Origin of the sequence: Sphingobium fontiphilum, from assembly GCF_014196635.1 — a bacterium.
Lineage (GTDB): Bacteria > Pseudomonadota > Alphaproteobacteria > Sphingomonadales > Sphingomonadaceae > Sphingobium > Sphingobium fontiphilum.
In genome coordinates, this window is sequence record NZ_JACIEB010000007.1 from 77161 (window position 1) to 102160 (window position 25000).

The window sequence follows — 25000 nt, forward strand, 5'->3', positions numbered from 1 at the left end:
ACACAGCTAGGAAAGTCAAACGTCATGGCCGACCCCCAGAATGACAAAGTCCTATCCGCAGACCAGCGCATCGCGACCATCGCGCGGCTCAATGATGCCCTGCGCCAATTCATCCATAGCCCGGGCGTCAACCAGGTGGTCATGACCGCCGGGGTCGCCGACCTGATCGGCGATACCAGCCTGTTTCGCGGGTTTCAGCGCCGCGCCGAACTGCTGCGCACCGTGCGCGACTATGACGCCTTTGGTCCCGACGTCGATCCGCATGGGGAGCGTGATTTCGGTCGCTTCGAGTTCGCGGGCGAGGCCCTGTACTGGAAGGTCGATTATTATGATCGCGCGCTGACATATGGATCCCCTGACCCAACAGATCCCGATGTCACCATCCGCGTGCTGACGCTGCTTCTCACCCACGAATATTGAGCCATCATGGCCCCGACTCTGTCGGGGCCACCTTTTTACGGAAAGGATTCGCCGGTGCCGCGAGCGCGGATCGCCTTGCGCCACCCGGTTGCGCTCGGTGCCGGCCTGTCCAGATTTCCCATCTCTGGCGAGTGAACCCGGCCATCCCCCCGACCGGGGGGATAGCCGAAAAGTCTGCTTGAGCAGACTGTCGGCGGTGCCGCCTGACGTCCATTGGACCTTGTTCCCCGGCACGAGAGGGGAGGCTGCGCGGCGAGAGCGGCCGCGTTTTGCTGCGCGGTGAGGGGACCGATCGGTGTCCCTGGAACAGGCCAAGGAGACTCGTTATGGCCGATTATTTTGCCCGTCATCCAGACCATGCGTTCGTGTTCGCATTCTGCTGCTTCGCGATCACCGTTTACCTGTTCCGCTATGTCGGACCCGGCATCGGCGGTGGTGGCGACTGGTCGTCGCGCGACCATTACGAGCGCAATCTGCGTGATGGTCCCCAAGACTATGAATCGTGAGGGTCCGGCGACCATGAAGACGATCGTCGTCAGCCTGCTGAAGGGCGGGGTCGGCAAGACCTTCCTCGCCACGCACCTCGCCTGGTATCTGGCCGAGCAAGGCGGCAATCGCGTCGCCTTTCTCGACCTTGATCCGCAGGGCAGTTCCACACGCCGGCTTGCCAGCGAGCGAACTGGATGGTTCTCGGCGGACCTGTTCGATCCCGAGGCGCGGCTCGAGCTTACCGATGCGCCCGGCATCACCGTCTTCGCCGCCGATCAGCGCCTGCAGATGGTCAAGGCGGCCGCGGATGTCCGCGATTTCCTCGGCCGGTTCCCTGCGCTTGGTGCTCATTTCGACCATTGCGTCATCGACACCGGTCCCAAATGGGACGAGCTGACCTTGAGCGCGATGGCGGTGGCCGACGCGGTGATTGGGCCGGTCCAAGTCGCCGAGGATTCGATCGAATGCGCCAAGATGCTGCTCACCGCGCTCAAAAAGGCTGAAGGGGCGAGAGGCGGGCGCAAGGTCGATTTTCTCGGGCTGTTGCCCTCGATGGTCAATCCGTTCGACCGCCGCGAAATGGACAATGCGGTCAAGCTTGCCCGCGCCGTTGGCGAGAAGCTGATGTTTCCCGCCTTCATCAAGGCGCGGCCGACCTACAAGCATTCGGCCGAACAGCATCATCCGGTCTGGCGTGAAACCGGCAGCGGCGCAAAAGCGGCGGCTGACGAAATTCGGCCGATCCTGGCGGAGATCGTGCGCCGGATGGACGTCCGCCATTTGAGTGCGGCGTGATGGGCAAGTTCGATCAGCGCGCCGAAGAGTTCGGGCTGCTTGTCGGTCTCCACGACAGCGCGCGGCGCGTCGAGGATCTGCCGCTCGACTGGATCATGGCCGATCCCGAAAATCCGCGGCGCGTGTTTGACGAGAAAGAGCTCGATGACCTGGCGGCTTCGATTGCTGCGCGCGGCGTCCTGCAGCCGATCATCGTCGCCCCGAAAAATGGCGACGGCCTTCATGTCATCCGTGTCGGCGAGCGGCGCTTTCGGGCATCGCGCCTTGCCGGGCGCGAGACCATCCCGGCGATCGTGATGGCGGTGGTGAACCGCGCCGACACGCTCGCCGATCAGATCGTCGAGAATGACCAGCGCGCAGGCCTCACCCCCCATGATCTGGCGACCGGGATCGAACGCATGCTGGGTGCCGGCGTCACTCAGGCGGAGATCGCCCGCGCGCTTGGCCGATCGAAGCAGTTCGTATCGCTCTATGCCGCCTGTGGCGACATGGCGCCCTGGCTGCGGGCCGCGATCGACCAGATGCCGATCCGGTTGCTCTACGACCTCCACCGGGCTGCCCGTACTCATGGCGACGCGGTGCGCGCCTATGTTGAGCGGCTTGGTGATGAAAGCGTGACCCTGGCCGAGGGTGGCCGGTTCATCGCGGGTCTTAAGGCATCCGAGGCTCTGCCGGATGCCCGTCTGCGCGATGTGTCCGCGCTCTCGGACGGGCAGGGCGCCGCGCGCGCCGCACCGAGCCGGCCGGTTCGTGCCGGTGCCGGTTTGCGGTCGATGTTCGAAACGGAGGTGCCGTCGCAGCCTCGGCTGCTCGATGCGGTTCGGGTGACGGTGGGTGGGCGCTCAGGACGTTTGATCCTGCCCGAGCGCGTTCGGGTGGCGTTCGACGACGGCGAGGAGGTCGAAGCGCCTGTTGCCGAGATCGCCATGGAGTAAACCATTGGCGGGGCAGGGCGGGCGCTCACCCATTCACCCCTCACTCCGCGTCGAAACGATCGAGCTTTTCAGACAATTTTGACAGTCGTGCCCCTTTCTTCAGGGGTGCGGCTGTCTTCATTTTTGCAGGCGGAGGGAATTGGTTCGCTCGGAGATACTCTCTTTTCCCATCGAGGCCAGGTCGAGTTGGATACGTTGCTTGAAGAGGGGGGAGTCTGTTCAAGCAGACTCTAAGATGAGTGGTTTTAGGTGAGGGCCGGATAGGCTTGGCGCCGTCAATGTATGACAATAGTCTTGCGGACATGGCCGTCTTCAACGTCCGTCTGCCCGATGATCTCGCGGGGCGCTTCGATGCTAAGGCGACTGCGGCCGGCGGTCGCTCAGCGCTCCTGCGCAAGCTGATCGACGCTGCTCTTGAGGACGCCGGGGCCGCGACGGCACCGCCTCGGACGCGCACGACTGACCGGCTGCACCTTCGGCTCCTGCGCGAGGATATTGTTCAGCTCGATGCGGCGGCGGATGCGCGTGGCCTCAAACGGACCGAATGGCTGGTGATGCTGTTGCGCCGACGGTTGCACGCGACGTCGCCGCCGTCGCGCGCGGACCGGGTCGTGATCGCGCAGTCCTGGCGCGAACTCAACCGGATCGGCATCAATCTCAACCAGGCGGTCCATGCGCTGCATGCCGCGACCATGGTGGATTCGCGTCTCGACCTCGCGCGCGAGGCCGCGCGGGTCGCGTCCTTCCGGGACGAGGTGGCCGATCAGCTGCGCGTGCTTGGCCGCGCGCTCAAGGGTGACATGGCCTATTGGGATACCGCCGATGAATGAGGATGACGACGGCGTCCTGCCGCTCCCCAGTCTGATGGAAGCCTGGCGACCGCCGACCGGGGGCAAGCGCAGCCTGCGTGGGGGGACACTACGGATCCGTTCGGGTGGGAAGGGAAGGGGCGGGAGCATTGCCGCGCCGGTGCTGTCGCCTGCCGAGGCGCGGGCCAAGCTCGAGCGGATCGTGCGCAAGGCCCCCGAGGTCATGGTCAAGATCTCCGGCAGACAGCGTGGCGCCAGGCATCTTGCCGAGCATTTCGGCTATATCTCGCGGCACGGGAAGCTCGAAATCCGTAGCAGCGAGGGCGAGATCATCACCGATGAAAAGCGGTTGAAGGCGATTGCCGCCGACTGGGACATGCTCGACCAAGCGATGAACGCGCATGGGAAGGACCGTCCGACGTCGATGTCGATGGTCTTGTCGATGCCGGGTGGTACGACCGATGCCGCCACGATTCATGATGCCGTCCAGGCGTTCGCGCGGGTCGAGTTCGAAGGTCAGTTCAGCTATATGGTGGCGCTCCATACCGACACCGCTCACCCCCATGTTCATCTGACCGTCGCGACCCAGGGTGCGGACGGGACGCGGTTCAATCCGCGCAAGGCCGACCTTCATCACTGGCGCGAGAGCTTCGCCCATGAATTGCGACAGCGCGGCATCGCCGCCGAAGCGACGCCGCGCCGCGCGCGTGGCCATGTCCAGAAGCGGGTGCGTTCGTCCGCGCACCATCTGGAGGCCCGGACAGCGGGGCAGGGGAGGGACTTGGATCTCAACCGGCTGATTGAGGAGCGGGCGCAGGCGTTCGCACGGTCACAGAATCCGGAGCGGCGGGCGGAGGATGTGCTGGCGCTAGGCCGACAGAAGCAGATCCGGGGGGCCTATGCAGATGCCGCGGCCGCGCTGGCGGCGACAGGCAAGGCCGAGGATCGCGCGCTGGCCGAGGATATCGCAGGGTTCGTGGCCGATATGCCGGCGGCGGTGTCACGGCGACTGGCGCGGGCGCGGGAGATCATGATCGCCGATCGTAACCAAGCAGCGGATCGTCGCGATCGGGAAGAGAAGGACGAGGTAGTGCAACGACCTGACATTGACCGAGGTGCCCGTAAGGCACGTGATCGCGAGCGTTAGCACGAGACGTGGCAAGCAGATGGGAGGCAGAGGCAGCAAGTGTGACCGGATAACAATATGTACGACCGGCAACCGTATTCGGGGCAGTTGTCGACCAAGCCAAGTCGTTCACCAAGGTTGTAGCGAGTGTCCGGATCGGACAGGAGCCGTCATTCGGTTAGGAGCGACAATCGGCGCACGGTCCTTCATGGCCGGTGGAATGGCCGGACCTTGGGACTTTCCCGCCAGACAGCTTCCAAGATCGGAACGGTCGAAAGCCGCCGTTTCTCGGTGTCACAACCGTTCGGTTTTGACTTTAGGTGGCACGCCACGTCGCCACACGATAAAGATATGCGGCGACCACCAGCCCGACGATGATGTTGGTAGTCGGATTCAGGTAGGCGGCAACGATCCGGTATTGCCCTTCAAGAAGGTAGCCGGCCACTGCTAACAGTGTCGTCCAGAGCGCGGTCCCAAGCGTCGTGAACAGCAGAAAACGCGGTAGACTCATACCGAACACGCCTGCTGGTACCGAGATCAGCGTTCGCAGCGCGGGGACGAGCCGACCGAGCAACACGGCTTTACCGGAATGTCGATCGAACCAGCGGTCTACGCGGTCGATATCCCGTGGTGCAAGCGTCAGCCAGCGCCCGTGCCGTTCGGCCCAGCGCCGCAGCCGATCGGCATCAATCCACTTTCCAACATAGTACCAGAACAGCGCGCCCGCGACCGAGCCGCCCGCGCCGGCCATGATCACGCCGAACAGATTCAATCGCCCTTGCCCCGCGCCAAAACCGGCAGCGGGCATAATGATTTCGGAGGGGATTGGCGGAAACACATTTTCAAGAAACATCAGCGCGGCAATTCCAAGGTAGCCGGCTTCGTTAAGGAACTCGATTAGGCGATCGAACACAGGCAGTCTTTCAATGGTCGGGTGTCGTGGCGAGAAACCGGTTCAATTTACCCGGCCCCGTTCTCACCAGGATGTTGGCCTGCGCGTTGTGGCAGGATCACGATAAGGGCCAGGATGGCCGCCGCGAGCACTGCCGAAGCAAGCGGACGGCTGAAATCGAGCCCGCCCTTTGCGATCGGCTTGTCGAGGAAATCGCCTACGGCCGCGCCGAGCGGCCGGGTCAGGATGAACGCTGCCCAGAACAGGAATATCCGGCTTGCCTTCGTCCAGAAGTAGAGGCCGGCGAGTACCGCCAGCATCGCGCTGAAGATCGCCGCTGCACCAAGATAGCCGAGGCCCCCGGTGTCCGCTGTCCAGTCGCCGAGCGCCGTGCCGAGCGTCTGCGAAAAGGTGATGGTGAGCCAGTAGAACAGCTCCGCCTTGGGTTCCCGCACGGTATCGACCGAGATCGAGCCCAGGGTGCGATACCAGGCGAACAGGGACGCCAGCACGCATACGAACAGCAGGGTCGAACCTCCGGGATAACCGATGCCCAACGACCGTGTGGCGAAATCCGCCATCGTCGTTCCCGCGGTGGTCGATGCGATGATCGTCGACCAATAGAGAAAGGGGTGGAAGCGCGTCGCCGCCACCTGCCACCAGACCAGCGCGATCAACGCCGTCAGGAAAATCGCGGTGCCGACAAGATAGCCCAGGTTCATCGACATGCTGACGGTATCGCCGGCTGTTTCGCCGAGCGTCGTCGCTAGAATCTTGATGATCCAGAAGCCCAGCGTGATCGCCGGCACCTTGCTCAGAAGTTCGCGCCTGTCGCCGATTGTCATCATGTTTTCCCAACTGGTAGTTCAACGACAACCCCAAATCCGGGCGGCGCGAGGAGCGAAACCATGCCCCGGTGCGCGGTCGCGACCGCAGCGACGAGCGCCAGGCCCAGGCCATGCCCTTCCGAGGATCGGCTACGTTCCGCGCGCGCGAACCGCTGGAACAACCGGGTCGCATCTTCGGGTGCTACCCCGTGTCCGTCATCGGCGACCGTCAAGCGAGCAATGGCGTCATCACGCTCCAGCTCGACGCGAACCGTCGTCCCAGGGGGGGTGTGGCGGAGCACGTTGTCGAGGAGATTGGTGATAAGCTGCTGCAGCAACCGTCGATCGCCCGTCGTCCATATCTCGGGGGCTATCGCTGTGACGAGCAGATGGCCGCTTGCTTCCATATCGGGGCGGTAGGTGTCGACCAGTTCCTCAACCAGTTGATTTAGCGCCACGTCCTGGAAATGGGCGCGAGGTGACAATGCTTCCACTTCCGCGATGCGCAGCAATGCCCCGAAGATATCGAGCAGCTCGCGTGATTGTGCCGCAGCAGCCTCGATCGCCTGGCGTTTCTCGTCCACGTCCCGTGCTGATAGCGCTTCATCAAGCCGGTTATGCAGGCGGGTCAGCGGCGTGCGCAGGTCGTGCGCCACGTCGCTCGACACCTGGCGCAAATTGTCCATCAGCCCGCCGATCCGGTCGAGCATCCGGTTGAGCGTCGCCGACACGCGATCGAACTCGTCACCCGCGCCGGTGAGCGGCATACGTCGCGCCAGATCGCCATCGATGATCGCGAGGGCGGTGCGGTCGATGTGCGCTAGGCGCGCGCGCGTCACCGCACCCACCAGCCAGGCCCCGCCGATACCGAGCAGCAGCATGACGCCGAATGCGCCCGCGAACAGCTTGAGCAGCGTCGCATCCATCTCGTCGATCACTTCGCGATCGGCCGCGACGACCAACCGGCTGTTGTCAGGCAATCGGGTGGTCAGGGCCTGTGCGATCCGGTGTTCGCCGTCCCGCCGGTAATGCAGAAATTCCAGATAACCCGGCACGGTAGGGGCGGTCGCGTCGAGCGACCCCGCGACACGGCGACCCACTGGGTCGACCAGCAGGTATTCCAGACTGGCGGTGCTTCGCGCCGCCTCGCGCCGACGGATTGCCATCGCAACGCCCGTAGGACCGTCGTCGCCTTCGTCGATCAGCGCGCGGGTTTCGATCGCGACCCGGTGATCGAGCTGGATCTCGAGCGCTTCATGCGTCACCTCATAGGCGACGACCCCGATGATAACCGTCCCCAGCGCGAAGAGGGACGCGACGAGGGCGACAAGCCCGAAGGTGGATCGCCACGGGCGGGTCATCACGCGCCGCGGATCATGTAGCCAGCACCGCGCACGGTCTCGATCGCATCATCTTCGAACCCGGCGTTGAGCTTGGAGCGCAGGCGGCTCAAGTGCGTCTCGACGATGTTCGTCTTGGGGTCGAAATCGAAATCCCAGACCCGCTCCAGCAGCATCGTTCGCGTCATGACCCGGCGAGGATTGCGCATCAGCTCGGCGAGCAACGCGAACTCGCGCGGTTGCAGCACGATCCTACGGCCGTCGCGGGTAACGAAGCGTCGATGAAGATCCAGTTCGATCCCACCAATTACAAGCACGCTCGCCTCGGTCTGGGCAGCCGGACGCCGCCCGAGCGCATGAACACGCGCGGCAAGCTCGGAAAAGGCGAACGGCTTGACCAGATAATCGTCGGCACCGCCTTCCAGTCCTTCGACGCGATCAGCGATGCCACCCACGGCGGTGAGCATGAGGGCCGGTGTCATGTTGCCCGCCGCACGTAGCGCCTTGATAAGTGACAGTCCATCCAGACCAGGCAGCATCCGATCGACGATCAGCGCGTCGAATTGGTCCCCAGTCGCCTGAAACAGCCCGTCGCGACCATCGGTGCTGGTGACGACATGATGTCCCAATTCCGCAAGCCCGCGGGCCACGAAGCGGTTCGTCTCGTTATCATCTTCTACGATCAGGATTCGCATGGCTGCCCTTCTAGCCCGCCGGACCGTGCGTCTGCCATCCCCCACCCAGCGCCCGGAATAGCGCGACCTGGGATTGCGCCACGGTGAGATCGGACTGTGCCTGGGCGAGCGCCGCTTGCGCCCGCGCGCGCTCGGCATCGAACTGGATCAGGGAGGTGGCATCTCCAAGCCGAACACGAGCGGCTGCACGGCGCGCGTAGAGCGCGGATTGGACGCGCGCGGCATCGAGCGCACGATTACGGCGCACCTCGCCATCATAGGCGGCGAGCGCTGTTTCGACTTCGCGCAGCGCCCGCAATACCGCCACATCCCAACCGGCGAGCGCCGCACGCTCGGTCGCGCGGGCCTGTTCCAGTCGTGCGCGCGCCGGGGCCTGATTGGGGAAGGCCCAGCTTATCAGCGGCGAAGCGGTCGCGACGAAGCCACCCGTCAGCAGCCCGACCGCACCGCCCAGGTTCACGCGCGGGTAGAGATCGGCACGGGCGACCCCGATCCGCGCCGCGGCCGCGGCAAGGCGGCGCTCCGCTTCACGGATATCGGGCCGTCGAAGGAGCAATGCCTGGCCATCGCCGACGGGCACTTCCGCGCGGAGCTTCGGGGGCGCATTGCAGACGATGTTGAACCCGCGCGCTTCAGCGGGGGGGCGGCCCTGCAAGGTTGCGATCCGGTACAGGGCATTCGCGCGCGCCGCCTCGAATGGGGCCAGCGTGGCGCGGGTGGATTCCAGCAGGCTGGCGGCCTGAGAGACTTCGAGCGGCGAGACTTCGCCAGCGGCAAGCTGGTCGCGTACCACGCCAACCGAGCGTTCCTGAACCGCGACTATCTCGCGCGAGACATTCGCCGCACGGGTCGCACCGCACAGATCGACATAGGCGAGCACCGTATCCGCCACGACCGCGACTCGCAGGGAGTCCAGCACTGCTGCCTGCGCGTCCGCATCGGCCCCTGCCGCCAGCGCGCCCGAGCGCAGGCGGCCGAACAGGTCGATGTCCCAACTTGCGGTCAGGGCGAGATCGTAGTCGGTGGTCGGCACGTTCGATGACGCGCTTGGCTGCGTCGCGCTGTTGTCGATCGTGCCCGCGCTTTCGATCGTGGTTTGCGGCAGCCGCGCGGCGCGCGCCTGCCGCAGTGCCGCGCGCGCGCCGTCGAGATTGGCATAGGCGACGCGCAGATCGGCATTGGCGGCGAGGCTTGCCTGGACCAGTCGATCAAGCGCCGGATCGTCGTACAGCCGCCACCAGTCATTCGGGACCGGGCCGATCGCCGCGGTCGGAAGGTTTGCGAAAGCACCTGTGGCGGACGCGGGTGCGATCGTCGGCGGGGGCAGAGGCGCGGTCATGCACCCCGCGACCGCGAGCGCGACAATCGGAGCAAACCGGCGGATCATGCGGGAACTCCGGCGAGCGGGGCATCGGGCGCGGGCTTTTCCCGGCCGAAGCGCGCGTAGAGCGCGGGCATCAAGAACAGGTTGAGCACGGTCGAGGAGACAAGTCCGCCCAGGATGACGATCGCCATCGGATGCTCGATTTCATGGCCCGGCGCGTTGCCGGCGACGATCAGCGGCAGCAGCGCAAGGCCGGCGCACGCTGCGGTCATCAGGATCGGCACCAACCGCTCCTCCGCGCCGCGCAGAATCAAGCGCGGGCCGAAGTCCTCGCCCTCGAACCGGCGGAGATGATCGTAGTGCGACAGCAGCATGATGCCGTTGCGCGCCGAAATGCCGATGACCGTCACGAACCCGACCAGTGAGCCGAGCGACAGCACCCCGCCCGTGAGCGCCACGCCGACCACCCCACCTACCAGCGCGAACGGCAGGCTGGTCGCGACCAGCACGGTGATCCGTGCCGATCGAAACTCCAGCCATACGAGTAGCAGGACGCCCAGCAGGCACAGCAACCCCGTCGTCCAGAGCCGCTGCCGCGAGTCACGCAGCGCCGCATATTCCCCCAGGACTTGCGGGTGATAGCCTGTCGCGAACGGCACTTGTCCCACCGCTGCCTCGACGGCGCGCGCGACCGTGCCGAGGTCCGCGCCCGCGACGTTCAACGTCACGTCGATCCGACGCTGACCGTTTTCGCGCTTGATCTCGTTCGGGGCAGGCATGATGCGGATATCGGCCACATCGCGCAACCGCACCGGCGCGCCCGCAGGCGTCTGGATCATCATGTCGGCAAGCGCATGGACATCGCCGCGCACCTTGGGTTCGCCCCACAGCGCCACGTCGAACGCCTTCTGGTCGCGGTAGATTTCACCGACCTTCTGCCCGGCAACCAAGGTTTGCGCCTGTCGCCGTACTTCGCCTGCGGTGAGGCCCACCGTGGCAAGATCGGCGGGCCGGGGACGGACCTTAATTTGCGGCACCAGCACCTGTTGCTCGACCTTGAGATCGGCAACCCCGCCGATCGCCGCCACCTTGGCTCGCACCCGCTCAGCCGTAGCGCGAAGCTCGACCTGATCGGGGCCGAAGATGCGGACGACGACGGTCGCGCCCGCGCCGCTCAGCACTTCCTTGATCCGCTCGCGCAGATAGGTGAGTACGTCGCGGTAGAGGCCGGGATAGCCGTCGATCACTTCCTTGATCCGCGCGACGCTGGCGTCGTAGTCGACATTCTCGTCCAGGCTGATCCATAGCTCGGTGAAGTTCGGGCCGACCACCTCGTCCGCGGCTTCCGCACGGCCGATATGCGCGCCGAAGTTGCGCACGCCGGGGATCGTGCGCAGTTCCTTGGAGGCACGGATCGTGATGCGGTCCATCGCCTCGATCGACGTGCCGGGCTTCTCGACGAAGTGCATCAGGAAGTCGGTTTCGCGGAAATCGGGCAGGAATTGGTCCTTGAACCCGGCGTAGCCGACGCCTGCCAGCAGCAGGCCGCCCGCGACGATCCCCATCGCCAGCGCCGGTCGCGCCACCATGCGGGGCAGTACCCCGGCGTAGCTGCGCTTGAGCGCCCCGACGAACCGCGTGTCACGCTCTGCCTTGAGGGGCGCGTTCGGCAGCAGGAACAGGCACATCGCCGGTGTCACCACCAGCGCGACCAGTAACGACGCTGCGATCGCCAGCACATAGGCGATGGCGAGCGGTTGGAAGAACGTGCCCGCCACCCCGCCCAGGAAGAAGATCGGCAGGAACACCAGCATCACGATCAGCGACGCGAACACCACCGCCGATCGCACTTCCAGCGAGGCGGACAGCACGACATCGAAGTTGGAGCGCGGATTGCCTGCCTCGCGGTTGAGCCGCAGCCGGCGCGCGATGTTTTCGACGTCGATGATCGCGTCATCGACCACTTCGCCCAGCGCGATCACCAGCCCGGCGATCACCATCGTGTTGATCGTCGCGCCACTCCATAGCAGCACCAGGCCCGCGCCGAGCAGCGACAGCGGAATCGCGACCAGGCTGATCGTTGCCTGTCGCCAATCGCGGGTGAAGACGAACAGCACGACGGCGACCAGCAGGCAGCCGATCGCAAGCGCGCGCGTCAAATTGTCGATCGAGCGCTCGATGAAGGTCGCGGGGCGGAAGATCGTCGTATCGACCTTCACGTCGCGCAGGCCCGGCTTAAGCTCACCGATCGCGGCCTCCACGTCACGGGTAAGCTGGAGGGTGTTGCCGGTCGGTTGCTTCTCGACGATCAGCATCAGGCCGGGGCCGTCGTCGATGATCGCATTGCCGATCGGCGCGGCGAAGCCGTCGACCACGCGGGCGACGTCGCCGATGCGGACCGATGCTTCCCCGCTTTGCTTGATGACCGCCTGGGCGAGATCGGCCGAGGACTGGATCGCGCTCGTCTGTTGCACGGCGAGGCGCTGCGTTGCCGTATCGACGAAGCCGCCCCCGCCGACCAAAACCGCGTCGCCGGCCGCAGCGCGCAGTTCGGCGAGCGTCACGCCAGCAGCGCGCAGTCGGTCGGGATCGACCAGAACCTGCAATTGGCGGTCGCGGAGACCCCAGATCGCGACGTTGGCGACGCCTGGCACCGCCATCAGGCGCGGCCGGATCGTCCAGCGCGCCAGCTCGGAGAGTTGCATCTGATCGAGCTTTGCCGACGATATGCCGATCTTCATCGCCCGACTGGTCGACGACAGCGGCGGGAGCATCATTGGGGGACGCGCGGCGGTGGGCAACCGTGCCTGCACCTGCGTCACCCGTTCCTGCACGAGCTGGCGCGCGCGGATCACGTCGGTGCCGGACGCGAACAGGATCGATACCGACGATAGACCGAGCACCGACTTGGAGCGCAGCGTCATCAGATCGGGGACGCCGTTGACCGCCGTCTCGATCGGCACGGTAATCAGGCTTTCCACTTCCTCGGTGGAGAGACCCGGAGCTTCGGTTTGAATCTCCACCATCGGCGGCGCGAACTCGGGAAATACGTCGAGCGGCACATCGCCGGTCGCGCGCAGTCCGAGAACGACCAGCAGCGCGGCGAGCGCGAGAACGAGGACGCGCTGGGTCAGCGCGGCACGGACCAGCCAGGCAAGCATCAGTGCGGCGTCCCGAACTCGGTCCCGAACAGCTCGGCCGCCCCGTCCGTCACGACTTCGGCACCGCGCTCCAGGCCGCGCGACAACAGCGCACGGCTATCCGCGACGCTCGCGACCTCGATCCGCTGGCGAACATAGGTGTCGGGTCCAGTCTTCCGGTACACCCATTCGCCGCCATAAATGTCGCGGACGATCGCCGCGGTCGGGACCGACAGCCCATCCGTCTTCCCGCCAAGCGGCAACGCTACGGAGACGCGCTGGCCGACGCGGTAGGCACGGTCGCGATTATCGAGCGCGAAGAACAGATCGACGGTGCCCGTCACCGCATTGGCCGAGGGCGGGGCTTGGACCGGGCGCGCAGCGCGCGGAGCGGCGCGATCGTCGCCGAGGGGGCGAATCGTAGCCGTGCGACCGCGTTCGATGGCGCTCACGTCGGTGCCGAACACCGGCACCCGCACCCACAGCGTCGAAAGATTGCTCATCGACGCGATCGAGGGACCGAGCAGCGCGCGTTGCGCGCGTGCCGCATCCAGTGCCGCACGCGCGGTGGCAAGTGCCGCTGCGGCTTCGTCGCGTCCTCGCACGCTGCCCGCTTCTTCGCGCACCAAGGCGTCGGCGCGGTTATAGGCGATGACGGCGAGCCGCACTTGCGCTTGCGCCCGCGCGACCTCGCCTTCGGCCGCAACCTGACTGACCCCGATTTGAGCAAGGTTGCTCGTCGATCCCGTTGGCACACCCGCCCCGCCGGTTGCCGGGACAACGACCTCGCCGCTCGTCTCGCGGATTTGCGCGACCGAACCATCGCCAATCCTTACCGTTCGGATGCCGAGACGCTGTTGCGCTTGCGTCGTGAGGGTGATCTTCAGCAGATCGCTTTCGTGAGCGACCGCCTCCGCTTTGGCGGGGGGAGCCGGGGGCGGAGCGGGATCACTGCTGCAGCCCGTCAGGACTGCCAACAGAGGCAAAGTGGCGATTGGAAGGCATCGGATATGCGTCATGCCATGACGTTAGCAGCCTCATGTTGGCGGCAGCTTGGGGCAACTATACAAAATCCCAATGTTCGGCAGGAAGCGATAAGCTGGTGTCACAATCGGTCGGTTGTCACACCACAGAACCTCCCACGGTTGTCCAAGGGTTTGCGTGTGTCAGAACCCCGATTCAGAATATCCGCTCCCGATATCGGAAACGTGCCTCGCCTATGACCACCTTTGGGTCGGAAGCTGCCGAAAGACTGAACCGCCGCGAACGGCCGGTTTGTCCCATCATCGGTCCGTTGTCGTTGGGCACACGTCAATATTCAGAATCGCCAGTGCACAATCTCGAGGGACGGGCGCAGGTAGCAGGACTTTCAATCCTATTCCGGGAGATCGGCTTCGCGCAGCGCGCGCATAACATCGCGAAACACCCCTTCGAAGGGCGGCAGATCGCTCATTTGCTGTTGCAACCTTCCTGTCCAGAGGGTGCTCAGACGCTTCTGTTTGGCGGCGATCGCGGCGGTCACGCAATTGGGTGTGCGCTCCCGCAGAGCGAGCTTCTGGGTGAATTCGGCGAAATATTCCGCTGGTCGGATGTCCCGCTCCTCGAGCAGATTCCAAAGGTCGTAAAGATCACGCGGCTCGGTGCGCGCCTTGTCCGATAGCGCCGCCAGCTTCTCGATGAATATCTCCGCCAGGCTGTAGGCCAGGATGGTGGGGCCCTCCGGCAGGTCGGAAAATTCCTCGAATGTCCGCAGGATCGGACGCTCGGCCAGCGGAAAGCAGAACACCTCATTGATCGTGATATCGACTTTCACGTCGTTGCGCGCGGGTAGCGGGCCTTTGTAGCTCAGATAGAAGGTGTGGGTGTTCTGATGGCCATGGCGGTCGGGCCGATCATAGGCCATGTTGATTCCCGAAGCCGCCTCGACGATAGCAAAGATCTCATTCAGGCCGGAGAGGATCGCGTCCAGTTCGATCGGCTTGATCAGCGAAAAATCGAGATCCTCGGAGAAGCGGTAATTCTCGAACCAGCAGCGGCGCAATGCCGTCCCGCCCTTAAAGGCGAGAAATTCGCGCAAAGGATGCTGTGCGAGACCGGTCAGAAACCAGGCCAGGCAATAGTCGCGTTCGATCACCGCCTCGGGCACGCGGCGGCCGCGCGGCTTGAGAAGGCCGTTGGCGATACGGGAGAGATCGCGCTGGGGAATCATCAACTGCTCCGGATTATATCGAGTTCGTCGGGCTCGACGTTGAGCCGGATGCGCCATCGGGCCAGCATCCGGCCCTCATTGGGAAACAACGGATCGAGACGCTGATAGGTCGGGGTCAGCCGCGCGCGCAGCGGCTCCAATGCCGCTGCGTCGGCCAGCCCGTACAATTCCAGCAGATAGCCCAGGCGGCGGATCACCGCGCCAACGCCGAGGCGAAGCGCGTAGTCGATCATCAGTTCGACCCGCAGCGTATCGCGCTTCATCCAGAGCCCCTTGGCGACCTCCGTGACGCCACCGACATATTGCGGATGGTCCAGACCATCGATGATGGTCCGCTCGGGATCGCTGATCCGGACTTGCTCTTCGGGTGTGATCCAGATCTCGGTCAGGCCGAAGAAATCCTTTGGTTTGACGTCGACGAAGCGGAACTCATACCCGTGGATGTGCTGCGGGCGCAGCCGTTTGGCGCAGGAGACGATGATGGCCAACTGCGGTTGGGTGACCATGCGGTGCAGTTCGAGGGCGCTGCCGTGGGAGATGAAGTAGGGCGCGTCGCCAACCAGAGTCCTCGCGATGAGATAGGGATCGCTCACATGCTCGGTGTCGCGGCCCCGCTCGAAGGGCACCAGGTTATAGAGGCCGGGCTTGAGGCGCGTGACGATGCCGCGCGCTTCGGTGTTCGCAACGAGGCTGCGTGCCGATGACGGGCTCAGACCTGTGATCTCGCTGACGTCGGCGAGCGAGAAGATCGGCTGACGGCGTTCGTTGAGTTCGACGATCAGCTGGGCGGCCCGAGGTCCAAGCGTCTTGAGATTATATCCTTCGCGCAATTTGAGCCTCTGTGAGCGATGTGCGGCGCGTTCGATATAACGGTAATTATATTATATGGCAAGACTGTTGCGCTTTGCGGGACGGTTCGCGCGCATAGTATATATCAGGCATACTCGAGTTGCACCGCTTATGGCTTATCAATCACGATAAATGTTCGGCAAAGCCGAACAAAGGTGGCGGTTCTTAAACCAGGAGCGATCGGCTTACCCATCTGCGCAGTGGCGATTGCGGCCCAAAGGACCCGATTCCCGATCACCGAGAGCGGCTGCGTTCCTGAGGCTTGGGCTCGCGACCGGGACGAGGGATGGGGGGCGTAGCTGGGTCACGGCTGCGGACCACATCCTGCCTGACGCTGGGGGAGGCGTCCTTGACCATCGCCGGTCGGATATTGCGTCCCGCCGCGATATGCGCATCGAGCTGCGCGCGGGCGACTGTCATCACCCGCGCAACCGCCTCGGGATTGTCGAACAACGTCCGTCGGATCACCGCTTCCATCACGCGCATCTGGCTATCCGCCGCGCGATCGTTCGGCGTGTTGCCACGATCGCCGCGCCGGGGATCCGACCGTTCCAAACCATTGCCGCCGCTCTGTCGGCTCATCCCGGATGACCCACGGACAGCATCGAGGTCACGGGCTGCCATGGGCGCAATCGTATTGCGGCTCGTCTCCCCGCGCAGCCGGTCGAGTTCCTGGAGATCGCGATCGTTGGGCTTGTAGCCACGTACCTCGAGGCCTTTTTGACTGGCCTCGATCCAAACCGATCGCCGAAATTCTTCCGATCCCGTGATGTGAATCCGATCCCAATTGCGGTGTTGTGCGATCGCCACCAGATCCTTGACGACCTCCTGACTCTCCGTTGATGTGACCAGGCGCCGCCCCTGATCGCGAAACGCGGGCTCCTTCGCTTGCGCCGTCGTGAAAAAGGCGGGTTCGCCCGACCATTTCGCCTTGTCGGCATAATAGCGCTTCCGCACGCTCTCCGGCACGTCGCCCGCCTCGAGGGAATGCACCTTGGGCGCACTTCGTGACGCACCGACAGCGCCGACATGATCAGGTGCTTCGGTGGGCCCGTCCTTTGGTCCCCCGGGCGAGGACTTTTCTGGCGCAGCCGCCTTGCGCCGTTTGGCGTCGTCGAGGCCAACGCTGTTGGCACTCGTCCGCGCCGTACCGGGTTGCTTGGAATCATTCTCTGCCATGGTCATGCCTCTCGGTCGCAAATTCTGGAGATTGGACACCGGCACCCACGGGCTCGAGAACGGCCCGGGCTGTCATCGCCGTGACAAAGGCGATAGCGGCCTGTTCGTCGCCGGGCGGTGGTAGCTCCACCATGTCGCCGAGCACCAACATGTCATCGGTGATTTCGGCAAAACCCGACAGTTCGTCACCGGTGAGCGCGCGCATGACAGGTTCCGTCCGCTCTACCGGCGCGGCTGCTTGGCCGTCGTTCAACAGAGCAGCTCTCTTCGTGCTAAGGGCATGCGCTAAAGGATCACTGCTGCTCGCCTCGCTTGCCAATTTGGCGGTGGCCGACACTGTGTTGGTCGCGATCGGACGGGGCGCGACCTTGGGCGGGTCACTGATCCGGCTCGTGAAGCGCTTCGATCGGAAATACTCGATCTTGCGACCCCTGACGGGCGGAATACCGCCGCGCATCAGCAGAAGCTCGCCCTTGGGCATCTGCATCAGTTCCTGCGGCATCATCAGGGCACGGCGCTGGTCTGATTCTGATATGCTGCGATTGGCGAGCAGGCCATGAATCGTCCGGCTCTTCGATTTGACGTTCATCGTGAAATAGCCAAGCCGCTCGGAGAGTTCGTTGGCGACCTTCAACTCCTTCGGCGTGAACACGATCTCCAGTCCACAATTGGCGATGATCTCGTCGGTAACGTCAGCGCCATAGATACCGCGGGGCTGGGATCGGCTCTGGATGACTGGCAACAGGCGAAGCCCGTAGCCTGCCACGTAGGAAAACGCTGACGCGATAACCGGCGCCTTGCCGAGGCGGGCGAACTCGTCGAGCAGAATGAGCACCGGCACGCGGCCGCCATTCTCAGGCAGTTCCCGCGTATTCAAATCGATCAGCTGCTGTAGAAACAGATTATAAACCGGAGCAATGCGGTCGATATTGTCGGGCGAGACCCCAAGATAGATCGATATCCGCTCGCGCCGGACCTGACGCAGATCGAAATCGGTCTCCGACGTCGCCGCGTCGACATAAGGGTTGAGCCACAAATTGAGCTTCGAGGTGATCGTCTGCTTGATGCCGGAAAAGGTGTTGTCCGACGCGGAGGTGAAGTCGCTCAATGCCGACACGCAGGCCTGGCTCAGCCGCTGGCCGCGGCGCTGGGCCTCTTCGACGACCTTCGGCAGTTCGACCTTGGGGTCGCCCGTCGTCAGTCGCCGATAGATTTCGCCAATCGTGAAGGGGAGGGCGGGATTGGCTGCGACGAGAGCGCCGACGCCGACAAAAGCGGCCCGCGCGGCCTCTGCCCAGAACGGATCAGCCTTTTCCGGGGCCGGAAACAGCATGCCGCCGATTTTCTGCAGTTCATTGATCACATCGGTGTCGTCGAGCCGGTCGATGAAGCTCAAGGGATTGTAGCGGGCGCTTCGCCCTTCGGGATCGAGCGGGTCGAACAGATAGACTGCTTGACCATGCTGTGCGCGAAAACCTGCGGTGATGTCCCAATTCTCGCGCTTCACGTCGAGCACCACCACGGAGTCTGGCCAACTCAGAAGATTGGGGATCACCACGCCGACGCCCTTGCCGGCGCGCGTCGGTGCTTCGAGCAACACATGTTCGGTGCCGCCGAAAACGAGATAGCGGCCGCCTTTCTGCCCGACGATGATCCCACTGTTGCTGCGCAAATGTTCCCGCCGGATTTCGCTTTCGCGCGCGAACCGTGCCTCGCCATGGAGCGTGCGCCCCCGCTTCAGGATGACGAGCAGAATGACGAAAGCGATTGCGCCGCTGACCAGCGCACCGCGTTCCAGCCACAGATGAAGCAGCGGATCGCCGCGGTAATACCAAAGCCAGGCGGGTATCGCCGAGATCTCCATGTGCGGGCCGATCTGATTCAGGCCGACCAGCGCGACCAGCGCCGCGCACAAGGCGCACGCCAAAAAGGTTGCCGCGAGCACCCCTGCGACGATGGCGACCCTAGTGAGCGGTCGTGCGTCCGACAGCCGGATCAAAATACACCTCCTCGACTTCGAATTTTCCGGCGCGCTTGCGGGTCTGGACGACGACGTCGACGAGCATGTGCAACAGCCCACGGATATCGTCGCGGGCCAGATCGCGTCCGCCCTCGGATTCCTTAACCAGCAGCGTCAGCTGCTCGAACGCGCCCATCGCCGAACCGGCATGGACCGTCGTGATCGAACCCGGGTGCCCCGAATTCACGTTGCGCAGGTAGAAGAAGGCGGTGCCGTCGCGCAGCTCCTGCAGGAGGATGCGATCGGGTCGCATGCGCAGCGCGCTTTCGAGTAGCTGCTTGGGGCCAACCTTCGCCAGGCCCTGACGTTCGCTCGAATAGACCATGTGGACGACATTGCGATGCTCGACGACGAGCTCGCGCGTATCCTCGATCGTCAGGAGCCGCTCGTCCGGCGGGATCAGCTGGATCAGTGCCTTGGCGAAGGTGGTCTTGCCCGAGCCGGTCGCGCCGCTCACCAGGATGTTCTTGCGAGCGGCAACGGCTGTCTTGAAGAAAGCCGGCCAATCGCCGACGTCGCGATGCGCAATCAGCTGCGCATCGACTTCGCCAAGGCCTTGCGCAGCGGCGCGCGTGCTCGTGAACAGCCCCGAATCTGCGAGCTGGTCGATCGCGAGGGTTACGCGCGAAGGCTTGCGGACGGTGAAGGACGGCGCGCCCGTTGGCGTCACCGAGGGAATGACGATCTGACAGCGCTCGCCCCCTGGCAAGATGGTCGAGCAGATCGGCGTCTCCGCATTCACGTCCTGCCGGGTGAAGCTTGCGGCTGCGACGGCGAGCGTCGCGAGCCATTCGCTATCGAGCTCGGCGACATTGTGCCAATGCCAGCCCAGATGGTCCTCAATGCCGACCTCGCCGGGCTTGTTGATGACAAGCTCAGTCACCTCGACCGGCTCCAGCAGCGGCAGGATCGGTGCGAGATAATGGCGCAGGACTGCGGTATCGCTCATCCTCAGCGCCGCAACTCGAGATTGTAGACATCTGCGAAGTTGAAGTCCTTGGCCACGAAGATCCCGACCTCCTCGCCCTGGTTCTTCTTCAGCACCGGACGGATGTTGATGCTGTTCTGGAGCGCGATGCTCGCCCCCTCGCTTGGGGTCCGCGTCGTATTGTTGAAATTGTTGTTCCCGCCAGAGACGGACTGCCCTGCAATATAGGCGGCGTCGTCGACCAGCGAGAGTAGCAGTGCGCTACCGAAGCGCGCCCAGAAGAAGGTGTCCACGGACCCTGCGATGCCTGCGCGGCCAAGGGCATCCGACCCCGGCGAAGCCAGGTCGATGCGCACGCCCTGCGGCGTGACGGCGCGCGTCCACAACACGAACAGGCGGTTCTGCCCTTGTTGGATGCCGCCATGATATTCACCGAGGACTTTGGTGCCCTTCTCCATCAGCACGACGCGGCCATTCTCCGAATAGACGTCGCGTGGGATCAGGCACGACGTGTAACCCGGCTGTGCCGAATTCATGGCGGTTTGAAGAATGCAGGGGATCAACGTGCCGGCGGTGACGAGGTAGTTGCGATTGGGCAGCATCGAGGCGCGTGCCTCGCCAACGGCCGAACTCTGACGAAGCGCATCGAGCGCATTGGGCGCGCTGCGGGCGGCCGGATCGGTCGAGCCGTCGCCAGCTGTGCCCGCATTGCCGGTATCGGAGCCAGCGCCGTTAGAACCCGCTGGAGCTTGGAGCGCGTCGCGGCCGCCATAGGCGATCAAGGTCGAACGACGTGCCTGATCGGCCAGGTTCTGACGCGTGTTCTGCGGTGCCGCCGCTGGCTGCGCTCCGGGTTGTAGTGCCGGCACGATCTGTCCATCGGGGCCAACGGTCGGCGGAGGATTGAGGACAGGCGCGTTGGGATCGGCGCTCACGGTGCCGAGCGGCTTGGGTTTCGCTGCGACAGCATCATATGCGACCGTTTCGCGCGCCGCGAGATCCGGCCGTTTGGCCATTGCCTCGGGCTTTCCCATCAAACTCGAGTCGGGCTTGCTCGGTCCCGAGTTCACCCACAAAATGCCGAGCACCATCGCCGTCCCGGCGAAAATCAGGGCGGTATTCCGCTTTGCCGCTGTCATTCCCCCGATCGGGTCGATGCCGCGCTCGCGGATAATCTCGTCGCGTTCAGGTGTTGGATCACCTTGCGGGCGACGAGGGGCCTCGGCCGAAGTCTCGTCCATCGCACTCACTCCTTTGGGTCTTGTATGGTGCGCTCGACATGCGGCGATGCGGTATTGGTGCCGTGATCGACGCCGTAAGGTGTCGGCGCGAGGTTATAGATACACAGCACCTCCCGGTTCCGGCGCAGGCGCAGTTGAGCCGCCACGGCGTGGACGACCACAAACTCGTCGCGGACATCAAATGGGACCAAGGACTCCGAGCCGTCCGGTCGCACGAGATAGATCGCCGGGATTTCATGGTTGCCGGGGAAACGCAGGACCGTGAACTGGCCGTTGTCGGAGATCTCCGACGGCTGAAGATCGCTTGCACCCTGGACTTTGTAGTTCAGATTGCGCGGTCCATCGATGACGCCATGGTCAAGTGCTCCCCGAACGGCGCTTGCCTGCAGCGCGGCGACGCGCTGCGCCTCCTGGGTGGCGCGCATGCGCGCGGCACGATCGGCCTCATCGCGCGGATAGCGAAACCGAACCTGGAAGAATGTGTCACGGCTGCCGCTGCCGATTGGTCCCCGGCGCGCGGTCAGCTCGAAGGCGTAGTTGCGCAGCTCGCCCCCGCGATTGGTCGTGACGATGAGGTTGGTCGGTCCCGCTCGCTCGCGGGGTTTCAGAAACAGGATATGACCGGCAACCGCCACCTCCCACGAGACCGTGTCGCCGAGCGCGACATGTTCGATCGTCTCATCGGCGCCGAGCACCACCTGGGTCGCCGTCCGAAATGTGCCGACGATCCGGTAGACCTGGGTCTCCTGATATTCGACGAACTTCACGCGCGGATCCGCCGGCCCACCGCGCGGGGTGTCCTCCGCCAGGGCTGGTGTCGCTATGACGGCGAGAAGACTCGCTATGGAGAGAACGCGCTTCATCGCACCACCTCGGGGTCCGCGCGGTAATTCTCGACCTGGAACCCCAATGGGTTGCGATAGCGGTCGCCCTCCGCCATCGGCGCATTCGTGTACCGGAAGGTGACGGTCGCGATCCAGTCGCTGCTCTGGGTGTCAGTGTCGGTCTGCACCGTCCGCGTGAAGCGGACGTTAGCAACACGATCGTTGATGAAGGCGATATTGCGCACGCGGGCCTGGACGACCGCGCCCTTGCCCCAGACGACCTGTGGGCTCGCGGCATTGTTCGAGCTGAAAAATCGGCCCCAGCGCTGCTGCTCGCCTGGTTCGGACAAGATGGTGACCGCCCGGAAATTCTCCTCGGCCGCCGCGGGCAACCAGCTTTCCCGCGTCCGGACATATTGCGCGAGGAAGAATTTCGTAACCGCTTCGTCATAGCGCATCGGCTTCTGGGTGAGGGTGGTCTGCACATCGACCGCGCCCGTCGTCTGATTGACGCGAATAATGTACGGCATGACCGTCTTCAGCGGGGCCAGGCCCGCGAGTGCGAAACCCTCCGCGGTCGCGGCAAGCAGCCCCAGACCGGCCACGACCCAGGCGATGCGTTCGGATCGTAACGATTTGCGCTGACGATCCTGATCCCAGGATCGGGCATGCCCGAAATAGAGTTCAGCGTCTTTTGCCGGCACGCCTTCGGTCTGGTTCCGCATGATCAGCAACTCCCAAAGGTGCCGGGGGTCGCGCGCGCGGACGTCTTCTCGGGAAGCGGGGCGGGAACAGGCGGGGGCGGAGTGCCGGCATCAACTGGCTGTTTGATCTGCGGCACGGGCGGCGGGGCAGGGGGTGAGACGATTGCCGGGAGCGGCGAACCCGGCAGCACGCTCCCGTAGATGTTCACCTCGCGCAGATGTTTGCCGTTGCAGACGGGTAGTTTCTTTGGCCCCGATGCCCCTTGGGCGAGTGACGGGATCAGTGCGATGACGACGGCTGATCGCCGGAGCGCGCGGACTATCGTGGTTGGTCTCGTCAAAGGGTCTTCCTTCCTCATGCGCGGCTCACCGAACCGCCGCGCTGGGCGGCACGTTCGAGATTGCGACTGTTGCGCGCGACGCGGCGTTGCTGAAACGGTGCCGCCATGGCCCCCCACGCAGAGCCGGCGAAGGCACCGATGCCGGCCGATGCGCCCCCGGCAATGCCGGTTGCGATGGAGGGGGCCTGAAAGAAGAAAATCGTTCCCAAGAAAATATAAACGGCGAACAGCACCGCACCCAGGGCGGCGTCTCCGACACCTTCGGATGCGGTAATCGCGGTCGCACCAAGGTCAGTGATTAGGGCCGTGATGGCTATGATCACCGCCATCAACACAATGAAGTTGAAGGCCTGCCCGAGCCACCCGTGAAACAGCCTCCGCGTGGTCTCGAAGAGTGAAAGGGCTATGAAGATGGGTCCGAGCGCGATGATAATCGCGAGAGCGACCTTCGCGAAAACGGTGATGGAGAAACCGATCGCCGCAGACAGTCCGGCCAACGCTTTCAGCCCGAGGCTCAGGACGTATAAAACGAGCTTATAGGGGTTGATATCGCTGTACGTTGCCGCCTCGGTCTCGATCCTCGCGATGATAACGTCACACTGGCTGAAATAGTCGTCGAACACGTTGCCGACGCTCGTGACGGTATGCCCCGCCAACGCCTGCGAAATCGCATCAGGCATGCCGTGGAACAGGGGGTTTGTTACCCACTCCGTGTAGGCGACCGTCGTTGCCGCAATGTAGAGCAAACACAGTTTCACCATTCGGTAGACAAGCTCGCCCCATGGCTCGCTGACGATGCCACGCATCACCATGTAGCCGAACAGCGCGATGTAGATGACCAAACCAAGCGCGAGTGGACCGCGCACAACCTCGATGACATTGTTCAGGCGCTCGTTGAGGAACATGTCGAGTTTGCCGTCGATGTTCGTGTAAAGCGTGGTGAAGAGTCCGTCGGCCATCTCATCTTTCCATCACGGTCAATGGGCCGGCGACAGCGAGCGCAGCTTTTGATCGAGCGTCTTCACACTCTCTGCGTTCGAGCATTCCTGTGCGTCGCGATGCGTACCATCGGCGCACGCCTTCAGGACTTCCGCGAGCTCTTGCGGGTGAGCTTTGAGATAATCCTTTCCGCGGGCGGGGGGTTGGCACGCCACCAGAAACGCCGGGACCAAAAGCGCGATTGTCTTGAAGATGGTTGCCTTCATTGATGGAGGCTCCCGAGTTTACTCGCTAAGATTTGCTCGCTCTCCTGCTGTGATCGAATGCGCTGCTCCGCCTGCTGCCTCATTGTAAGAGCCTGGAGTTGCACCGCGTCGTTCTGGATATGGGCATTTTCCACCCCGACACGGGCTTGGATATCCATCACGTCCTTTGCGTCCGACGCGGTGTCCAGCGACGAACGCAGTTCCTCGAGACCCGTCGTTCTCTGGGCGGTGACGCCATATGCTGCCTCGGCAATGGCCGCGTCGCGCGCCGCCATGTCGCCATTGCGAGAAATGGCATCGCGGTTCGAGCGCTCGAAAGCGGTGGCGTCCGGGCGAAGCTCGGGAAGCTCGACACGGTTACTGCTGCGGATCCGGTCTGCGGCCGTGCCAAGGCTGCCGAGCCCCGTCGTGTTAGAGGACATGAGGCGCTGAATGTCCCGTGCCTCGCTCGGCAAGAGGTGGCGAACGGCGTCGGTGTTCAGGGAAGAGGCAATCTGATTGACGTTCGTCAGCTTGTTGACGCTGTTGAACATGTCGGTGGCTTGGGAAATTTGCTGCTTCCCCTGTTCGATCATCGATAGGGTGTTCTTCACCGTCGAGAGGGTCTGCAGAAACGTGCTGGAATCATAGACCGGGATGCCCTGCGCGAACGCCGGTACGGAAATCGCCAATCCGCTAACAATCGCGAGCGCTCGGAATGCTTTCATG

Annotated in this window: 23 protein-coding genes; 5 read left to right on the forward strand and 18 right to left on the reverse strand. The window is 64.0% G+C overall.

All coding sequences use genetic code 11. The features are described from left to right. Positions 1 to 24: 24 nt before the first annotated feature. The 5 genes from GGR44_RS14135 to GGR44_RS14155 all read left to right on the forward strand — a co-directional run bounded on the left by GGR44_RS14135 (position 25) and on the right by GGR44_RS14155 (position 4595). The gene (locus tag GGR44_RS14135) at positions 25 to 420 is read left to right on the forward strand and encodes a DUF3768 domain-containing protein (RefSeq protein WP_183956166.1); all 396 of its coding nucleotides are present in this window, start codon (positions 25 to 27) and stop codon (positions 418 to 420) included. A 519-nt stretch (positions 421 to 939) separates the two neighbouring features. Then, positions 940 to 1704 carry a ParA family protein gene (locus GGR44_RS14140; RefSeq protein ID WP_183956226.1) on the forward strand — a complete coding sequence of 255 codons (765 nt, stop codon included), beginning with the start codon at positions 940 to 942 and terminating at the stop codon, positions 1702 to 1704. Beyond that, positions 1704 to 2639, forward strand: a complete 936-nt coding sequence (locus GGR44_RS14145; protein WP_183956167.1) for a ParB/RepB/Spo0J family partition protein — start codon at positions 1704 to 1706, stop codon at positions 2637 to 2639. The genes GGR44_RS14140 and GGR44_RS14145 overlap by 1 nt, the downstream gene beginning before the upstream one ends. A 302-nt stretch (positions 2640 to 2941) precedes the next feature. Further along, positions 2942 to 3469: a hypothetical protein gene (locus GGR44_RS14150; RefSeq protein ID WP_183956168.1), complete on the forward strand. Its 528-nt coding sequence runs from the start codon at positions 2942 to 2944 to the stop codon at positions 3467 to 3469. Continuing rightward, positions 3462 to 4595 carry a relaxase/mobilization nuclease domain-containing protein gene (locus GGR44_RS14155; protein WP_183956169.1) on the forward strand — a complete coding sequence of 378 codons (1134 nt, stop codon included), beginning with the start codon at positions 3462 to 3464 and terminating at the stop codon, positions 4593 to 4595. Before GGR44_RS14150 ends, GGR44_RS14155 begins: the two co-directional genes overlap by 8 nt. A 295-nt stretch (positions 4596 to 4890) precedes the next feature. Here the strand turns inward: GGR44_RS14155 and GGR44_RS14160 are convergent, their stop codons facing one another. The 18 genes from GGR44_RS14160 to GGR44_RS14245 all read right to left on the reverse strand — a co-directional run bounded on the left by GGR44_RS14160 (position 4891) and on the right by GGR44_RS14245 (position 24999). Then, the gene (locus tag GGR44_RS14160; RefSeq protein ID WP_183956170.1) at positions 4891 to 5487 is read right to left on the reverse strand and encodes a VTT domain-containing protein; all 597 of its coding nucleotides are present in this window, start codon (positions 5485 to 5487) and stop codon (positions 4891 to 4893) included. A 47-nt stretch (positions 5488 to 5534) separates the two neighbouring features. Beyond that, a complete protein-coding gene (locus GGR44_RS14165) occupies positions 5535 to 6314 on the reverse strand; it encodes a COG4705 family protein (protein ID WP_246344689.1) in 780 nt (259 codons plus the stop codon). Continuing rightward, positions 6311 to 7654 carry a sensor histidine kinase gene (locus GGR44_RS14170; RefSeq protein WP_183956171.1) on the reverse strand — a complete coding sequence of 448 codons (1344 nt, stop codon included), beginning with the start codon at positions 7652 to 7654 and terminating at the stop codon, positions 6311 to 6313. The genes GGR44_RS14165 and GGR44_RS14170 overlap by 4 nt, the downstream gene beginning before the upstream one ends. After that, entirely contained in the window at positions 7654 to 8328 is a 675-nt protein-coding gene (locus GGR44_RS14175) for a response regulator transcription factor (protein ID WP_183956172.1), read from the reverse strand. The genes GGR44_RS14170 and GGR44_RS14175 overlap by 1 nt, the downstream gene beginning before the upstream one ends. Positions 8329 to 8338: 10 nt before the next feature. Next, a complete protein-coding gene (locus GGR44_RS14180) occupies positions 8339 to 9715 on the reverse strand; it encodes an efflux transporter outer membrane subunit (protein ID WP_183956173.1) in 1377 nt (458 codons plus the stop codon). After that, positions 9712 to 12813, reverse strand: a complete 3102-nt coding sequence (locus GGR44_RS14185; RefSeq protein ID WP_183956174.1) for an efflux RND transporter permease subunit — start codon at positions 12811 to 12813, stop codon at positions 9712 to 9714. Before GGR44_RS14185 ends, GGR44_RS14180 begins: the two co-directional genes overlap by 4 nt. Further along, positions 12813 to 13769 carry an efflux RND transporter periplasmic adaptor subunit gene (locus GGR44_RS14190; protein ID WP_183956175.1) on the reverse strand — a complete coding sequence of 319 codons (957 nt, stop codon included), beginning with the start codon at positions 13767 to 13769 and terminating at the stop codon, positions 12813 to 12815. The genes GGR44_RS14185 and GGR44_RS14190 overlap by 1 nt, the downstream gene beginning before the upstream one ends. Before the next feature lie 398 nt (positions 13770 to 14167). Continuing rightward, positions 14168 to 15001 carry a nucleotidyl transferase AbiEii/AbiGii toxin family protein gene (locus GGR44_RS14195; RefSeq protein WP_183956176.1) on the reverse strand — a complete coding sequence of 278 codons (834 nt, stop codon included), beginning with the start codon at positions 14999 to 15001 and terminating at the stop codon, positions 14168 to 14170. Next, positions 15001 to 15831, reverse strand: coding sequence for a type IV toxin-antitoxin system AbiEi family antitoxin domain-containing protein (locus tag GGR44_RS14200; protein ID WP_183956177.1), 831 nt, complete (start codon positions 15829 to 15831; stop codon positions 15001 to 15003). The genes GGR44_RS14195 and GGR44_RS14200 overlap by 1 nt, the downstream gene beginning before the upstream one ends. Positions 15832 to 16084: 253 nt before the next feature. Beyond that, positions 16085 to 17035, reverse strand: coding sequence for an LPD7 domain-containing protein (locus GGR44_RS14205; protein WP_183956178.1), 951 nt, complete (start codon positions 17033 to 17035; stop codon positions 16085 to 16087). Further along, entirely contained in the window at positions 17016 to 19028 is a 2013-nt protein-coding gene (locus tag GGR44_RS14210; RefSeq protein ID WP_183956179.1) for a type IV secretory system conjugative DNA transfer family protein, read from the reverse strand. The genes GGR44_RS14205 and GGR44_RS14210 overlap by 20 nt, the downstream gene beginning before the upstream one ends. Then, positions 18994 to 19998 (reverse strand): P-type DNA transfer ATPase VirB11, encoded by a 1005-nt coding sequence (gene virB11, locus GGR44_RS14215; RefSeq protein WP_183956180.1) that lies wholly within the window; start codon positions 19996 to 19998, stop codon positions 18994 to 18996. The genes GGR44_RS14210 and virB11 overlap by 35 nt, the downstream gene beginning before the upstream one ends. Before the next feature lie 2 nt (positions 19999 to 20000). Continuing rightward, complete coding sequence (gene virB10, locus GGR44_RS14220; RefSeq protein ID WP_183956181.1) at positions 20001 to 21218, reverse strand: type IV secretion system protein VirB10; 1218 nt, start codon at positions 21216 to 21218, stop codon at positions 20001 to 20003. A gap of 5 nt (positions 21219 to 21223) precedes the next feature. Next, positions 21224 to 22081 carry a P-type conjugative transfer protein VirB9 gene (virB9, locus tag GGR44_RS14225; RefSeq protein WP_183956182.1) on the reverse strand — a complete coding sequence of 286 codons (858 nt, stop codon included), beginning with the start codon at positions 22079 to 22081 and terminating at the stop codon, positions 21224 to 21226. Continuing rightward, a complete protein-coding gene (locus GGR44_RS14230) occupies positions 22078 to 22767 on the reverse strand; it encodes a VirB8 family type IV secretion system protein (RefSeq protein ID WP_056366893.1) in 690 nt (229 codons plus the stop codon). Before GGR44_RS14230 ends, virB9 begins: the two co-directional genes overlap by 4 nt. Positions 22768 to 23101: 334 nt before the next feature. Continuing rightward, positions 23102 to 24046, reverse strand: coding sequence for a TrbL/VirB6 family protein (locus GGR44_RS14235; RefSeq protein WP_183956183.1), 945 nt, complete (start codon positions 24044 to 24046; stop codon positions 23102 to 23104). Between the two features lie 18 nt (positions 24047 to 24064). Further along, on the reverse strand, positions 24065 to 24292 hold the full coding sequence (locus GGR44_RS14240) for an EexN family lipoprotein (RefSeq protein ID WP_150412001.1): 228 nt from the start codon (positions 24290 to 24292) through the stop codon (positions 24065 to 24067). Beyond that, complete coding sequence (locus GGR44_RS14245) at positions 24289 to 24999, reverse strand: TrbJ/VirB5 family protein (protein WP_183956184.1); 711 nt, start codon at positions 24997 to 24999, stop codon at positions 24289 to 24291. Before GGR44_RS14245 ends, GGR44_RS14240 begins: the two co-directional genes overlap by 4 nt. Between the last annotated feature and the right edge of the window lies 1 nt (position 25000).